This is a genomic window from Streptomyces lancefieldiae, assembly GCF_031845825.1.
Lineage (GTDB): Bacteria > Actinomycetota > Actinomycetes > Streptomycetales > Streptomycetaceae > Streptomyces > Streptomyces lancefieldiae.
Genome location: NZ_JAVRFH010000008.1, coordinates 19,372 through 33,737, shown reverse-complemented (window position 1 = coordinate 33,737; position 14,366 = coordinate 19,372). Strand labels below are relative to the sequence as shown.

The following is a 14,366-nucleotide window of genomic DNA, read 5'->3' as shown; positions in this document are numbered from 1 at the left end:
AGCCCGAGCACGATCAGGCCCCCGTGAGAACACCGAGGTCCAAGCCGTCATGTCCGTCGTACGAGGAGACTCCGTGGCCACCGACGCCCCGCCCCCCTCGAAAGAGGAACGCCCACTTCCGTCCGCCCAGGAGTTCTCCGAAGTGCAGCAGAGCGCTGAGTTCGCCGAACTGCGCCGCTCCTTCCGCTCCTTCGCCTTCCCGCTGACGATCGCGTTCGTCGCCTGGTACCTGCTGTACGTGATGCTGTCGAACTACGCCGGCGGCTTCATGGGCACCAAGCTGTTCGGCAACATCAACGTCGCGCTCGTCTTCGGACTCGCCCAGTTCGTCACCACGTTCCTCATCGCCTGGTGGTACTCGCGGCACGCCGCCGCGAAGCTCGACCCCAAGGCCGAGGCCATCAAGTCCCGGATGGAGGGCGGCGCATGAGCTCCGCACAGCACACCTTCCTCGCCGCCGATCTCGCCGCCAACGAGGCCAGCGAGCACCGGCCGCTCATCATCACGCTCTTCGCGGTCTTCGTCGTCGCGACGCTCGTCATCACCGTCTGGGCGGGCCGCCAGACCAAGGACGCCGCCGACTTCTACGCCGGCGGGCGCCAGTTCAGCGCCTTCCAGAACGGACTCGCCGTCTCCGGCGACTACATGTCGGCCGCGTCCTTCCTCGGCATCGCCGGCGCGATCGCCCTCTTCGGCTACGACGGCTTCCTGTACTCCATCGGCTTCCTGGTCGCCTGGCTGGTCGCGCTGCTCCTGGTCGCCGAGCCGCTCAGGAACTCCGGCCGCTACACGATGGGCGACGTCCTCGCGTACCGCATGCGCCAGCGCCCGGTGCGCACCGCCGCCGGCACCTCCACGATCGTCGTCTCGATCTTCTACCTGCTGGCCCAGATGGCGGGCGCGGGCGTCCTCGTCTCGCTGCTGCTCGGCATCACCTCCGACGCGGGCAAGATCCTCATCGTCGCCCTCGTCGGCGTCCTGATGATCGTGTACGTCACCATCGGCGGCATGAAGGGCACCACCTGGGTCCAGATGGTCAAGGCCGTGCTGCTGATCGGCGGCACCATCCTGATCACCTTCCTGGTGCTGCTGAAGTTCGACTTCAACATCTCCGACCTGCTCGGCACGGCCGCCGAGAACAGCGGCAAGGGCTCGGCCTTCCTGGAGCCCGGCCTCCAGTACGGCGCCACCGGCACCTCCAAGCTGGACTTCATCTCCCTGGGCATCGCCCTGGTACTCGGCACGGCCGGCCTGCCGCACATCCTGATCCGCTTCTACACGGTGCCCAACGCCAAGGCCGCCCGTAAGTCCGTCAACTGGGCGATCGGCATCATCGGCGCCTTCTACCTGATGACCATCGCGCTCGGCTTCGGCGCCGCCGCGCTCATCGGGCAGGACGAGATCATCGCGTCCAACCCGTCCGGCAACACGGCCGCGCCGCTGCTCGCCCTGCACGTCGGCGGCGTCGACTCGGCCTGGGGCGCGATCCTGCTCGCCACCATCTCGGCGGTCGCCTTCGCGACCATCCTCGCCGTGGTCGCCGGCCTCACCCTCGCCTCGTCGTCCTCCTTCGCGCACGACATCTACGCCAACGTCATCCGCAGGGGCCGGGCGACCGACAAGGAGGAGATGAAGGCGGCCCGCTGGGCGACCGTCTTCATCGGCATCGTCTCCATCGCGCTCGGTGCCCTCGCCCGCGACCTGAACGTGGCCGGCCTGGTCGCCCTGGCCTTCGCGGTCGCCGCCTCCGCCAACCTGCCGACCATCCTGTACAGCCTGTTCTGGAAGCGGTTCACCACCCAGGGCGCCCTGTGGTCGATCTACGGCGGTCTGATCGTCGCCGTCGGCCTGGTGCTCTTCTCGCCCGTGGTCTCCGGCGACCCGAAGGCGATGTTCCCCGACGTCGACTTCGCCTGGTTCCCGCTGAAGAACCCGGGCATCATCTCCATCCCGTTCGGCTTCCTGATGGGCTGGCTGGGCACGGTCCTGTCCAAGGAGGAGCCCGACAAGGCCAAGTACGCGGAGCTCGAGGTGCGGTCCCTGACCGGCACCGGAGCGCACTGAGCCGCACCCCGCGCCACGCACCGCGCCACCGGGCACGCGGCCGCTCGTAGATCCCTACGACGCGGCCGCGTCCCGCGTCGTGGGATCGGGCCGCTGCCGTTGTCGGACCGGTCACGTAGGCTCGCAGGTGTCGGAGGAGGGAAGCGCTCCTCCGATCCGCGTCGAGGGAGGGGGCCCACGTGCTCATCGACACCTACGGCCGAGTGGCCACCGACCTGAGGGTCTCGCTCACCGACCGCTGCAACCTGCGCTGCACCTACTGCATGCCCGAAGAGGGCCTGCAGTGGCTGGCCAAGCCCGACCTGCTCACGGACGACGAGATCGTCCGCCTGATCGGCATAGCGGTCACCTCGCTCGGCATCGAGGAGGTCCGCTTCACCGGCGGGGAGCCGCTGCTGCGCCCCGGCCTGGTCGGCATCGTCGAGCGCGTCGCCGCCCTCGAGCCGCGCCCCCAGATGTCCCTCACGACCAACGGCATCGGCCTGAGGCGCACGGCGAGCGCTCTGAAGGCGGCGGGCCTGGACCGGGTCAACGTCTCGCTGGACACGCTGCGCCCGGACGTCTTCAAGACCCTCACCCGCCGCGACCGCCACAAGGACGTCCTGGAAGGCCTTCAGGCCGCCCGTGAGGCCGGCCTGACCCCCGTGAAGGTCAACAGCGTCCTGATGCCGGGGCTCAACGACGACGAGGCCCCCGACCTGCTCGCCTGGGCCGTCGAGCACGAGTACGAGCTGCGCTTCATCGAGCAGATGCCCCTGGACGCCCAGCACGGCTGGAAGCGCGAGGGCATGGTCACCGCCGGTGACATCCTCGCCTCGCTGCGCACCCGTTTCGAGCTCAGTGCCGAGGGCTCCGAGGAGCGCGGCTCGGCCCCCGCCGAGCGCTGGCTCGTGGACGGCGGGCCGCACCGCGTCGGCGTCATCGCCTCCGTCACCCGCCCGTTCTGCTCGGCCTGCGACCGCACCCGCCTGACCGCCGACGGCCAGGTCCGCACCTGCCTGTTCGCCACCGAGGAGACCGACCTGCGCGCCGCCCTGCGCTCCGACGCTCCCGACGAGGAGATCGCCCGCATCTGGCGGCTGGCCATGTGGGGCAAGAAGGCCGGCGCCGGCCTCGACGACCCGTCCTTCGTGCAGCCCGACCGGCCGATGTCGGCGATCGGAGGTTAGGGCCTGTCTGACCATTCCCGCCTGCCGCGCGGCGCCCGGCACGCACGCTCCGGATGCCGCGCGGCCCGCCCTCCGGGCGGACGACGGGAATGGTCAGACAGGCCCCTGGGCGCTCCCGGAGCTCCCGGCGGACTCCCAGTCGGCCAGCGGGACCACGTCCTTCAGGAAGCCCCGCACGCCGAGGAACTGGGACAGATGCTCCCGGTGCTCCTCGCACGCGGTCCACGTCTTGCGGCGCTCCGGCGTGTGGATCTTCGGGTTGTTCCACGCCAGCACCCACACGGCGGCGGAGCGGCAGCCCTTGGCGGAGCAGGTCGGGGTGTTCTCGTCACTCACAGGTTCGTCTCACAACCGCGGAAAAAGGCGACGCCGGGCAGCCACGGGGGGAGCTGCCCGGCGTCGGTCCGTCGCTCCGACGGGGGATGCGGAGCGCGTACGAAGTATGTCACGGGTCACCCATCGCCCGGCACCGGAACAACATGATTCATCTGAGCAGTTCTTGGACCTGGCGCGGAATCGACGCCCGCCCCCACGAGGGCTCCGCGATCACGAGCGAGCGCGCGGCTCACCTGCCGCGCCCGGCGCCGGATGGGACACGGCGTCCTCCGGGACGGATTCCGCGGAACCGTCCTCGGCGCGCGACGGCATGATCATCGGCGGCGTCGGCACCGTCACGAAAGTCGACGGCAACGATGGCGCGTTCTCGCGCCCGGCGTTGGCGATCACGACGGCGATGTAGGGCAGGGCCGCCCCGAGGATCAGGGCCACGATCGCGACGTGCCGTTCCACGTTCCACAGGCAGGCCGCGAGGACCACCGACACCGTACGGATCGACATCGAGATGATGTACCGGCGCTGCCGCCCGCGCACATCGTCATGGAGACCCGCCCGGGCCCCGGTGATCCGGAACACCTCGGCATTGCCGCCGGCACTCAGCTTCCGCATCTGGTTCCACCATCCGCCCGCATCGGACTCCCCGCCCCGCTTCCGTCCGCGGCCGCTCGGGGACTCCGGTCCCGGACAACACTCCACGTTACGCCGCTCCTGCGCCGCCCACGAGACCGGGGGCACCCGTGTTCCGCGCGCACGGCGTGCGCCGCACCGCGCAGGCCGGTGACCCGTTCGGTCGTACCCGGCATGCGCCATACGCCGTACGGCCGAAAACTGGCTCCAATGCTCGCGTAAGCCGTATGAGGAGGCAGCCATGGGCTGGTTGTGGGCGATCATCGTAGGTTTCGTGCTCGGTCTGATCGCCAAGGCGGTCATCCCCGGGAAGCAGCACAGCCCCCTGTGGCTGACCACCATCTTCGGCATGCTCGGCGCCATCGCCGGCAACGCGATCGCACGGGCGGTCGGGGTGGAGGCGACCCGCGGCATCGACTGGATGCGGCACATCTTCCAGCTCGTGGCCGCGATCATCATCGTGGGCGTCGGCGACGCGGCCTACATGGCGGTGCGGGGCAACAGGCGGCGCGAACGGGCCTGACGGGCCCGGGACGCGTACGGCGAAGGGGCGGGCCTCCGGCACCGCACGGCACCGGAGACCGCCCCCTCCCGCGGATGCTCAGGCCCCCGTGAGCTCCACCGCGGCCAGGTTCTTCTTGCCGCGGCGCAGCACCAGCCAGCGCCCGTGCAGCAGGTCCTCCTCGGCGGGGACCGCGTCCTCGCCGGCGACCTTGGTGTTGTTCACGTAGGCGCCGCCCTCCTTCACCGTGCGGCGCGCGGCGGACTTGCTGGCCACCAGGCCGACCTCCGCGAACAGGTCCACGACCGGGCCGAGCTCGGTGACCCTGACGTGCGGCACCTCGGAGAGGGCCGCGGCCAGCGTCCTCTCGTCCAGCTCCGCGAGGTCGCCCTGGCCGAAGAGGGCCTTGGACGCGGCGATCACGGCGGCCGTCTGGTCGGCGCCGTGCACCAGCGTCGTCAGCTCCTCGGCCAGCGCGCGCTGCGCGGCCCGGGCCTGCGGACGCTCCTCGGTCTGCCGCTCCAGCTCCTCCAGCTCCTCGCGGGACCGGAAGGACAGGATGCGCATGTACGTCGAGATGTCGCGGTCGTCCACGTTCAGCCAGAACTGGTAGAACGCGTACGGCGTCGTCATCTCCGGGTCGAGCCAGACGGCGCCGCCCTCGGTCTTGCCGAACTTGGTGCCGTCCGCCTTGGTCATCAACGGCGTCGCGTAGGCGTGGACGCCGGCGTCCGGCTCCAGCCGGTGCAGCAGGTCCAGCCCGGCCGTGAGGTTGCCCCACTGGTCGCTGCCGCCCTGCTGCATCGTGCAGCCGTACCTCCGGTAGAGCTGGAGGAAGTCCATCGCCTGGAGCAGCTGGTAGCTGAACTCCGTGTAGCTGATGCCCTCGGAGGACTCCAGACGGCGGGCGACGGAGTCCTTGGTCAGCATCTTGTTGACGCGGAAGTGCTTGCCGATGTCCCGCAGGAACTCGATCGCCGACAGGTTCGCGGTCCAGTCGAGGTTGTTGACCATCACGGCCGCGTTCTCGCCCTCGAACGACAGGAACGGCTCGATCTGGCCGCGCAGCCGCTCGACCCAGCCCGCGACGGTCTCCGGCGAGTTCAGCGTGCGCTCCGCGGTCGGGCGCGGGTCGCCGATCTGGCCCGTCGCGCCGCCGACCAGCGCCAGCGGCCGGTGACCGGCCTGCTGGAGCCGGCGCACGGTGAGCACCTGCACCAGGTGCCCCACGTGCAGGGACGGCGCGGTCGGGTCGAAACCGCAATAGAACGTGACGGGACCGTCCGCGAGAGCCTTGCGCAAAGCGTCCTCGTCGGTGGACTGGGCGAACAGCCCGCGCCACTTCAGCTCGTCGACGATGTCCGTCACGGTTCTCGTGTCTCCTACTTGCTCATGATCTTCGGGCAGTCGGGTGACAGCCGACTACGAGGTTATACGCCCTGACTGACAGAGCTCATATTGAAATCGGGAACGCGCAGCGCGGGCATCGCCGCCCTGGTGAACCAGTCGCCCCACTCCCTGGGCAGGGTCTTCTCGGTGCGCCCGGCCTCCGTGGCCCGGCCCAGCAGACCCACCGGCGACTCGTTGAACCGGAAGTTGTTCACCTCGCCGACGACCTCGCCGTTCTCGACGAGATAGACGCCGTCCCGGGTCAGCCCGGTCAGCAGCAGCGTCGCCGGGTCGACCTCGCGGATGTACCACAGGCAGGTCAGCAGCAGCCCGCGCCCGGTGCCGGCCACCATCTCCTCCAGCGAGCGGTCGGTGCCGCCGTCCAGGACGAGGTTGCCGATCGCCGGCGCCACCGGCAGCCCGGTCAGTGAGGCACTGTGCCGGGTGGTCGTCAGCCGGTTCAGCTCGCCCGCGCGGATCCAGTCGGTCGCGGCCACCGGCAGCCCGTTGTCGAACACCGACTGGTCACCGCCGGAGGCGTGCGCGATCACGAAGGGCGCGCTCTCCAGGCCCGGCTCGTGCGGATCGCTGCGCAGGGTCAGCGGCAGCTCGCCGAGCCGCTCGCCGAGGCGGGTGCCGCCGCCCGGCTTCGAGAACACCGTGCGCCCCTCGGCCGCGTCCCGCCCCGAGGCCGACCAGAGCTGGTAGATCAGCAGGTCCGCGACCGCCGTCGGCGGCAGCAGCGTCTCGTACCGTCCGGCGGGCAGCTCCACCCGCCGCCGGGCCCAGCCGAGACGCACGGCCAGCTCGGCGTCGAGCGCCGCCGGGTCGACGTCCTTGAAGTCCCGCGTGGAACGCCCCGCCCACGCCGAGCGGGTGCGGTCCGGCGACTTGGCGTTCACCTCCAGCGTCCCGTTGGGCTGGTCGTGCCGCAGCCGCAGCCCGGTGGACGTCCCCACGTACGTCGAGGTCATCTCGTGGTTGGCGAAGCCGTACAGCTCCCGTCCGCCCGTACGCGCGCGTGCGAACGCCTCCCCGAGGGCCGGGGCGAAGTCGGCGAACACGGCCGACGACGTCTCGGCGGGCGCGTCGGTGAAGTCGGGCGAGACCGGGACGCCCGTGACCAGCGGCTGGGCGTCCTCGGCCGGTCCGGCGCCCCGCGCGGCGGCCTCGGCGGCGCGCACCAGGGGCTCCAGCTCCTCCACGGTCACGGCCGAGCGCGAGACGACCCCGGACGACGTGCCCTCCCGGCCGTCGACGGTGGCGACGACGGTGAGGGTGCGCCCGCGCGTGACGCCGTTGGTGGTGAGCGCGTTGCCCGCCCAGCGCAGGTTGGCGGTGGACTCCTCGTCGGCGATCACCACACACCCGTCCGCCCGGGACAGCTCCAGCGCCCGCTCGACGATCTCGTGCGGCTTGCTCGTGCGCGCGCTCATCGACCCGCCTCCTGCGTGGTGTTGAGGATGTTGACTCCCTTGAAGAGGGCGGACGGGCAGCCGTGGGAGACGGCCGCGACCTGTCCCGGCTGGGCCTTGCCGCAGTTGAAGGCACCGCCCAGGACGTACGTCTGCGGGCCGCCGACGGCCGCCATGGACCCCCAGAAGTCGGTGGTCGTCGCCTGGTAGGCCACGTCCCGCAGCTGCCCGGCGAGCCGCCCGTTCTCGATCCGGAAGAACCGCTGCCCGGTGAACTGGAAGTTGTAGCGCTGCATGTCGATGGACCAGGACCGGTCCCCGACGACGTAGACCCCCCGGTCCACGCCCCCGATCAGATCCTCCGTCGACAGGCCGCCGGGATCCGGTCGCAGCGACACGTTGGCCATGCGCTGCACGGGCACATGGGCGGGGGAGTCGGCGTACGCGCACCCGTTGGACCGCTCGAACCCGGTGAGCTTCGCGATCCGCCGGTCGAGCTGGTAGCCGACCAGCGTGCCGTCCTTGACCAGGTCCCAGGACTGCCCCTCGACGCCCTCGTCGTCGTACCCGATGGTCGCGAGGCCGTGCTCGGCGGTGCGGTCGCCGGTGACGTTCATCAGCTCCGAGCCGTAGCGCAGCTTGCCGAGCCGGTCGAAGGTCGCGAAGGAGGTCCCGGCGTAGGCGGCCTCGTAACCGAGCGCCCGGTCCAGCTCCGTCGCGTGCCCGATGGACTCGTGGATGGTCAGCCACAGGTTCGACGGGTCGACGACCAGGTCGTACAGCCCGGCCTCGACGCTCGGCGCGCGCATCTTCTCGGCCAGCAGCTCCGGGATCTCGGCCAGCTCGGCGTCCCAGTCCCAGCCGGTGCCCCTCAGGTACTCCCAGCCGCGCCCGGCCGGCGGTGCCAGGGTGCGCATGGAGTCGAACTCACCGCTGGAGTCGTCCACCGACACCGCGGTGAGCACGGGATGCAGCCGCACCCGCTGCTGCGTGGTCACGGTTCCGGCGGTGTCGGCGTAGAACTTGTTCTCGTGCACGGTGAGCAGCGAGGCGTCCACGTGGTCGACCCCGTCGGCCGCCAGCAGCCGCGCGCTCCAGTCGGCCAGCAGGGCCGACTTCTCCTCGGCGGGCACGGTGAACGGATCGATCTCGTACGACGAGACCCACGTCCGGTCGGCGTGCACGGGCTCGCCGGCCAGCTCCACCCGCTCGTCGGACCCGGCGGCCCGGATCACCTGCGCGGACAGCTTGGCCATCGCCACCGCCTGCGAGGCGACCTTGGCGGCGGCGTCGAGGCTGAGGTCCACACCGGACGCGAAGCCCCACGTGCCGCCGTGCACCACGCGCACCGCGTACCCGAGGTCGGTGGTGTCCGAGGACCCGGCGGGCCTGGCGTCCCGCAGACGCCAGGACGCGTTGCGGATCCGCTCGAGCCGGAAGTCCGCGTGCTCGGCACCGAGCGCCCGCGCGCGGGCGAGGGCGGCGTCGGCGAGGGCGCGTAGGGGGAGTGCCGTGAAGGCTTCGTCGATGCTGTGAGGCACCTGTGTCTCTTCCTGTCGACGTGACCGGTCGTCTGCAGCGACACCGGGGGCTGCGCCGCATCATGTCGCGTCGGGCCGGACGGGGACCACACCTTTCCGGCTGGGCCGTGCCCATTTCTGTAGGGATCCAACAGTGAGTCCCGTAAGCCACTGTGGGTGCCCCATTCTTTGCGGACGGGCGGGGACCGATAGGTTTTCGAGGAAGCCGCCTGTCATCGCCGCCTGAAAACCGGGTGTTCGGGCGGGTACCAGAACGCAATCGAAAGGGTGATCCGTTGAGCCGCTCGGTTCTCGTCACCGGAGGCAACCGGGGCATCGGCCTCGCCATCGCCCGCGCCTTCGTCGACGCCGGCGACAAGGTCGCGATCACATACCGCTCGGGCGAGCCGCCGGAGGGCTTCCTCGCCGTCAAGTGCGACATCACCGACAGCGAGCAGGTGGAGCAGGCCTACAAGGAGATCGAGGAAGCCCACGGCCCCGTCGAGGTCCTGGTCGCCAACGCCGGCGTCACCAAGGACCAGCTGCTGATGCGCATGTCCGAGGAGGACTTCACCTCCGTCCTCGACACCAACCTCACCGGCACCTTCCGGGTCGTCAAGCGCGCCAACCGCGGCATGCTGCGCGCCAAGAAGGGCCGCGTCGTGCTGATCTCGTCGGTGGTCGGACTGCTCGGCTCCGCGGGTCAGGCGAACTACGCCGCCTCCAAGGCCGGGCTGGTCGGCTTCGCGCGCTCCCTCGCCCGTGAGCTGGGCTCGCGCAACATCACCTTCAACGTCGTCGCGCCCGGCTTCGTCGACACCGCCATGACCCAGGTGCTCACCGACGAGCAGCGGGCGGGCATCGTGTCGCAGGTGCCGCTCGGCCGGTACGCGCAGCCCGAGGAGATCGCCGCGACGGTGCGGTTCCTCGCCTCGGACGACGCCTCGTACATCACTGGAGCCGTCATTCCCGTTGACGGCGGACTGGGAATGGGTCACTGATCACCATGAGCGGAATTCTCGAGGGCAAGCGCGTCCTGATCACCGGTGTGCTGACGGAGGCGTCCATCGCCTTCCACACGGCGAAGCTCGCCCAGGAGCAGGGCGCCGAGGTCATCCTGACCGCGTTCCCGCGGCCCACGCTGACCGAGCGCATCGCCAAGAAGCTGCCGAAGCCCACCAAGGTCATCGAGCTCGACGTCACCAACGACGAGCACCTCGGGCGACTGGCCGACATCGTCGGCGAGGAGCTCGGCGGCCTCGACGGCGTCGTGCACTCCATCGGCTTCGCGCCGCAGGACGCGCTCGGCGGCAACTTCCTGAACACGCCGTTCGAGTCGGTCGCCACGGCCATGCACGTCTCGGCGTACTCCCTGAAGTCGCTGACCATGGCCTGCCTGCCGCTGATGCAGAACGGCGGCTCGGTCGTCGGCCTCACCTTCGACGCGCAGTTCGCCTGGCCGCAGTACGACTGGATGGGCCCGGCCAAGGCCGCCCTGGAGGCCACCAGCCGGTACATGGCCCGTGACCTGGGCAAGCAGAACATCCGCTGCAACCTGGTCTCGGCGGGCCCGCTCGGCTCCATGGCCGCCAAGTCCATCCCGGGCTTCTCCGAGCTCGCCTCCGTGTGGGACAGCCGCTCCCCGCTGGAGTGGGACCTGAAGGACCCGGAGCCGGCCGGTCGCGGTGTCGTCGCGCTGCTGAGCGACTGGTTCCCGAAGACCACGGGCGAGATCGTCCACGTCGACGGTGGTCTGCACGCCATCGGCGCCTGACCGCGCGCCTGAGCGAGCGGAGTCCAAGGGCCCGTGTCCGTCCCGGACGCGGGCCCTTGGCGTGTCACCCGTTCGGCGCCGGAAGGAGACCGGGCGACCTGGGTCAGCCGCGCCCGGGGGAACCGGTCCGGCCCGGCCGGCACAGGAACGGATAGCCGGCCGCCTCCTGCCCGGCCGTCTCCGCGTCACCCGCGCGGATGGCGTCGACCAGCCGTGTGTGGTCCATGTGCGTCCCGGGCGTCAGCTCGGTGCCGACGTCCTCGCGCAGCCAGTCCCGCATCACCTCGCCCAGATCCGCGTACATCGCGGTCATCACGTCGTTGTGGGAGGCGGCCACGACGGCCAGGTGGAACGTCGCGTCCGCCGTCACGAACGCCTCCGTGTCGCCCGTCTCCCAGACCTCCGCACGGCGCACCAGCAGCGCGTCGAGCTGCTTGAGGTCCTTCTCCGTGCGCCGCTCGGCCGCGAGCCGGGCGGCGGCGGACTCCAGGGTGGAGCGCAGCTCGGCGATGTGCCGTGGGTCGGCCTCGGCGAACCGGCGCTGCATCACACCCGCCAGCTCGCTGGTCGCCACCACGTACGTGCCGGAGCCCTGGCGGATGTCGAGCAGGCCGTTGTGGGCCAGCGCGCGAACCGCCTCACGGACGGTGTTCCGGGCGACCCCGAGCTGTTCGACCAGCTCGGGCTCGGTGGGGATGCGGGAGCCGACCGGCCACTCGCCCGAGGTGATCTGCTGCCGCAGCGAGGCGATGACCTGCTCGGACAGTGCCGAGCGGCGGGGATGGCTCAGTGGCATGGCTCACCTTCGCACGTGAGTGGACAACCAGTCATGGACGATCATGGACAACCAATCATCCTATGATTCTATGATGGGTCTCATGAGTGACGAAACCCGGACGGAGATTCGGACGGAAACCCCGAAGTCCGCGGCCCTCGGCGAGTCGGCCGCGCACGGCGCCCCGGTGTCCGACGAGGCGCCCGGGGCGCCCGGCACGCGCGCGTGGACGGCGTGGACGACCCGCCTGCTCCTCGTCGGCATCGTCCTGGCCGCGCTCAACCTGCGCCCCGCCATCACGAGCCTGGGCGCGCTCCTGGAAGAGGTCCGCGACGGGCTCGGCATGAGCGGCGGCGTCGCCGGACTGCTCACCTCCGTACCCCCGCTCTGCTTCGCCGTCTTCGGTGTCGCCGCCCCGCGGCTCGCCCGCCGCTTCGGACCGGGCGCGGTGGTCTGCGCGGGCATGGTGGCCATCACCGCGGGCCTGCTGATACGCCCGTACGCCGGCGGAACGGCCGGTTTCCTGGCCGCCAGTGCCCTCGCGCTGATGGGCATCGCGGTCAGCAACGTCCTGATGCCGGTCATCGTCAAGCGGTTCTTCCCCGACCGGGTCGGCTCCATGACCGGCCTGTACTCGATGGCCCTCGCCTTCGGTACCTCGATCGCCGCCGCGGCGACCGTGCCCGTGACGAACGCCCTGGGCGGCGACTGGCAGCCCGGCCTCGCGGTGTGGGCCGCGCTTGCGGCGGCCGCCGTACTGCCGTGGATCCCGTTCGTACGGGACCGCAAGGCGCCGCCCACGCCGCCGTCGTCCACGCCGCCGTCGTCCGCGCGGGACGCCTCCGACGCCGCCGCGCCCGCGACCGGGCCCGAGGGCCGGCCGGCGGAGCGGCCCGCCGAGCAGCCCGTGCTGCGGATCACCCGCAGCCGTACGGCCTGGGCGCTCGCCGTCTTCTTCGGCCTCCAGGCCACCGCCGCCTACATCACCATGGGCTGGATGGCCCAGATCTACCGGGACGCCGGCGTGTCCGCCGGTACCGCCGGACTGCTGCTGGCCGTCATCATGGTGATGGGCGTGCCGCTGGCCTTCGTCATCCCGCGCGTGGCGACGCGACTGCCGCACCAGGGGCCGATCGTGCTGGTACTGGGCGTGTGCGGGCTCGCCGGATACGCCGGCCTGTACTTCGCCCCGGCCGGCGGCGCCTGGGTCTGGGCCGTGCTGCTCGGCGTCTCCAACTGCGCCTTCCCGCTCGCGCTGACCATGGTCGGGATGCGGGCCCGGACGGGTACGGGTGTCGCCCAGCTGTCCGCCTTCGCGCAGAGCACCGGCTACCTGATCTCCATCCCGGGTCCGCTCCTGGTGGGCGTGCTCTACCAGCACAGCGGCGGCTGGGGCCTGCCGATCACGCTGATGAGCGCCCTGATGGTGCCGCAGATGGTGGTGGGCTTCCTGGCGGGACGCGACCGAACGGTGGAAGAGGAAGCGGCCCGCTGACCGTGGCGCGGGCGACGGATGCGAGACTTGGCGCATGCCAGTCCTCGACCCGAACCCCCAGCAGGGCCAGAAGAAGATGATGATCGTCTTCGGTTCCTTCCTCGCCATCTTCGTGATCATCGGCATCGTCGCGACGATCGCCTCGCCGTGATCCCGTCCGCCTCCGTCCGATGGTGGGGATGGTGGGGTTAACCCCCCATCCCCTAGGGGGCGAGGGTCAGGGTCAAGTGGGTGGACTTCCGGATGGGTTGAGGGCCGCGGATTCCGTAGCTTCGAGATGTGCCCGCGACAGGCGGGCCGCGGAGCACGGGCCGGAGACGCCCGAAGACCAGCGGAGGCACTCATGTCGGCCCCTACCCACACCCGGCCTCTCCAGGCGCCCCGGGGAGGCGTCGACACCCGGCTGCCCTGGTGGGCCCTCGCTCTGCCCGCGCTCGCCTTCGTCGCCCTGCTCCTGCTGATACTCAACCCCGCGGACGCCCATGCGGCAGCCGACGATCCCGCGATCACCCACCTCCTGGAGTGGCTGCAGCAGCTCATAGCGCGCTGAGGCGGGAGCACCGGAAGCCGGGGCGCGGGGTTACGGACGGATCCCCGACCGCTCTTCCCGCCGGTGAATCCGCATGTCAACTCCCTGCGCCCCGTGGCCTGTTTCATGCGAAGCTGGATGCCATGAGCGTCGCAGAACCCCGCAGGATTGTTCTCTTCCGGCATGCGAAAGCCGACTGGCCACAGGTGAACGACCATGAACGGCCGCTCGCCGACCGGGGCCGCCATGACGCCGCCGAGGCCGGACGCCGGCTGGCGGATACCGGCATCCCCTTCGACCAGGCCCTGTGCTCCACCGCGACCCGGACCCGCGAGACCTGGAAGCTCGCCGTCCAGGAGTTCCCGCAGCGACCGAAAACCGTCTATGAGGAGCGGATCTACGAGGCCTCGCCCGGCGAGCTGATCGCCGTGCTCAACGAGACCCCCGACGACCTGCGGAACGTGCTGGTGATCGGCCACAACCCGGGCATGGAGGGACTCGCCGAGATCCTGGCCGGCTCGGCCGAGGACCACGTCCGCGAGCGGATGGGCCGCCGCGGGTTCCCGACCGCCGCCTTCGCCGTCCTGTCCTTCACGGGCTCCTGGAAGGACGTGGAGCCCGGCAGGGCCTCCCTGGTCGACTACTGGGCACCGACGGACTGATCCGCCCCCCACCCCCAGGCGGCTCCGGGCATTCCGGGGCGCGCCACCAGGCGACAGGGCCCGGTACCCGTGCGATCCGGGCCCTGCAGTGCCGGGGCGTCCGTGCCCC

16 protein-coding genes are annotated in these 14,366 nt (G+C 71.0%); 10 read left to right on the top strand and 6 right to left on the bottom strand.

The genetic code is table 11. The features are described from left to right. Window positions 1–73: 73 nt before the first annotated feature. The 3 genes from RM812_RS10275 to moaA all read left to right on the top strand — a co-directional run bounded on the left by RM812_RS10275 (window position 74) and on the right by moaA (window position 3,233). A complete protein-coding gene (locus RM812_RS10275) occupies window positions 74–430 on the top strand; it encodes a DUF485 domain-containing protein (RefSeq protein ID WP_311572128.1) in 357 nt (118 codons plus the stop codon). After that, complete coding sequence (locus RM812_RS10270; RefSeq protein ID WP_311572127.1) at window positions 427–2,064, top strand: solute symporter family protein; 1,638 nt, start codon at window positions 427–429, stop codon at window positions 2,062–2,064. The genes RM812_RS10275 and RM812_RS10270 overlap by 4 nt, the downstream gene beginning before the upstream one ends. 179 nt (window positions 2,065–2,243) lie before the next feature. Further along, entirely contained in the window at window positions 2,244–3,233 is a 990-nt protein-coding gene (gene moaA / locus RM812_RS10265; RefSeq protein ID WP_311572126.1) for a GTP 3',8-cyclase MoaA, read from the top strand. 93 nt (window positions 3,234–3,326) lie between these two features. Here moaA and RM812_RS10260 read toward each other — a convergent pair whose 3' ends face one another. Both RM812_RS10260 and RM812_RS10255 read right to left on the bottom strand, forming a co-directional pair. Then, window positions 3,327–3,569 (bottom strand): hypothetical protein, encoded by a 243-nt coding sequence (locus RM812_RS10260; RefSeq protein WP_311572125.1) that lies wholly within the window; start codon window positions 3,567–3,569, stop codon window positions 3,327–3,329. A 210-nt stretch (window positions 3,570–3,779) separates the two neighbouring features. Further along, on the bottom strand, window positions 3,780–4,178 hold the full coding sequence (locus RM812_RS10255; protein ID WP_311572124.1) for a DUF3099 domain-containing protein: 399 nt from the start codon (window positions 4,176–4,178) through the stop codon (window positions 3,780–3,782). Between the two features lie 259 nt (window positions 4,179–4,437). On the opposite strand from RM812_RS10255, the gene RM812_RS10250 reads away from it, so the two are divergent. After that, complete coding sequence (locus RM812_RS10250; RefSeq protein ID WP_311572123.1) at window positions 4,438–4,719, top strand: GlsB/YeaQ/YmgE family stress response membrane protein; 282 nt, start codon at window positions 4,438–4,440, stop codon at window positions 4,717–4,719. 78 nt (window positions 4,720–4,797) lie between these two features. Here RM812_RS10250 and tyrS read toward each other — a convergent pair whose 3' ends face one another. The 3 genes from tyrS to RM812_RS10235 all read right to left on the bottom strand — a co-directional run bounded on the left by tyrS (window position 4,798) and on the right by RM812_RS10235 (window position 9,043). Continuing rightward, window positions 4,798–6,066 (bottom strand): tyrosine--tRNA ligase, encoded by a 1,269-nt coding sequence (gene tyrS, locus RM812_RS10245; RefSeq protein WP_311572122.1) that lies wholly within the window; start codon window positions 6,064–6,066, stop codon window positions 4,798–4,800. A 62-nt stretch (window positions 6,067–6,128) separates the two neighbouring features. Next, window positions 6,129–7,523 carry a metallopeptidase TldD-related protein gene (locus RM812_RS10240; RefSeq protein ID WP_311572121.1) on the bottom strand — a complete coding sequence of 465 codons (1,395 nt, stop codon included), beginning with the start codon at window positions 7,521–7,523 and terminating at the stop codon, window positions 6,129–6,131. Beyond that, window positions 7,520–9,043, bottom strand: a complete 1,524-nt coding sequence (locus RM812_RS10235) for a TldD/PmbA family protein (protein WP_311572120.1) — start codon at window positions 9,041–9,043, stop codon at window positions 7,520–7,522. Before RM812_RS10235 ends, RM812_RS10240 begins: the two co-directional genes overlap by 4 nt. A gap of 275 nt (window positions 9,044–9,318) precedes the next feature. Between RM812_RS10235 and fabG the strand changes: the two genes are divergently transcribed. Further along, window positions 9,319–10,023, top strand: coding sequence for a 3-oxoacyl-[acyl-carrier-protein] reductase (fabG, locus tag RM812_RS10230; RefSeq protein ID WP_311572119.1), 705 nt, complete (start codon window positions 9,319–9,321; stop codon window positions 10,021–10,023). A 5-nt stretch (window positions 10,024–10,028) separates the two neighbouring features. Further along, window positions 10,029–10,796 (top strand): enoyl-ACP reductase FabI, encoded by a 768-nt coding sequence (gene fabI / locus RM812_RS10225; protein WP_311572118.1) that lies wholly within the window; start codon window positions 10,029–10,031, stop codon window positions 10,794–10,796. A gap of 103 nt (window positions 10,797–10,899) precedes the next feature. On the opposite strand, the gene RM812_RS10220 is transcribed toward fabI, so the two are convergent. Next, window positions 10,900–11,592 carry a FadR/GntR family transcriptional regulator gene (locus RM812_RS10220; RefSeq protein ID WP_311572117.1) on the bottom strand — a complete coding sequence of 231 codons (693 nt, stop codon included), beginning with the start codon at window positions 11,590–11,592 and terminating at the stop codon, window positions 10,900–10,902. 70 nt (window positions 11,593–11,662) lie between these two features. Here RM812_RS10220 and RM812_RS10215 point away from each other — a divergent pair, with 70 nt between their 5' ends. The 4 genes from RM812_RS10215 (at window position 11,663) to RM812_RS10200 (ending at window position 14,257) form a co-directional block, all read left to right on the top strand. Next, window positions 11,663–13,066, top strand: coding sequence for a CynX/NimT family MFS transporter (locus RM812_RS10215; protein WP_311572116.1), 1,404 nt, complete (start codon window positions 11,663–11,665; stop codon window positions 13,064–13,066). 34 nt (window positions 13,067–13,100) lie between these two features. After that, window positions 13,101–13,217 (top strand): SGM_5486 family transporter-associated protein, encoded by a 117-nt coding sequence (locus tag RM812_RS10210; protein ID WP_311572115.1) that lies wholly within the window; start codon window positions 13,101–13,103, stop codon window positions 13,215–13,217. A 192-nt stretch (window positions 13,218–13,409) separates the two neighbouring features. Next, the gene (locus tag RM812_RS10205) at window positions 13,410–13,616 is read left to right on the top strand and encodes a hypothetical protein (RefSeq protein WP_311572114.1); all 207 of its coding nucleotides are present in this window, start codon (window positions 13,410–13,412) and stop codon (window positions 13,614–13,616) included. Between the two features lie 122 nt (window positions 13,617–13,738). Beyond that, window positions 13,739–14,257, top strand: a complete 519-nt coding sequence (locus RM812_RS10200; RefSeq protein ID WP_311572113.1) for a SixA phosphatase family protein — start codon at window positions 13,739–13,741, stop codon at window positions 14,255–14,257. Window positions 14,258–14,366: the final 109 nt, after the last annotated feature.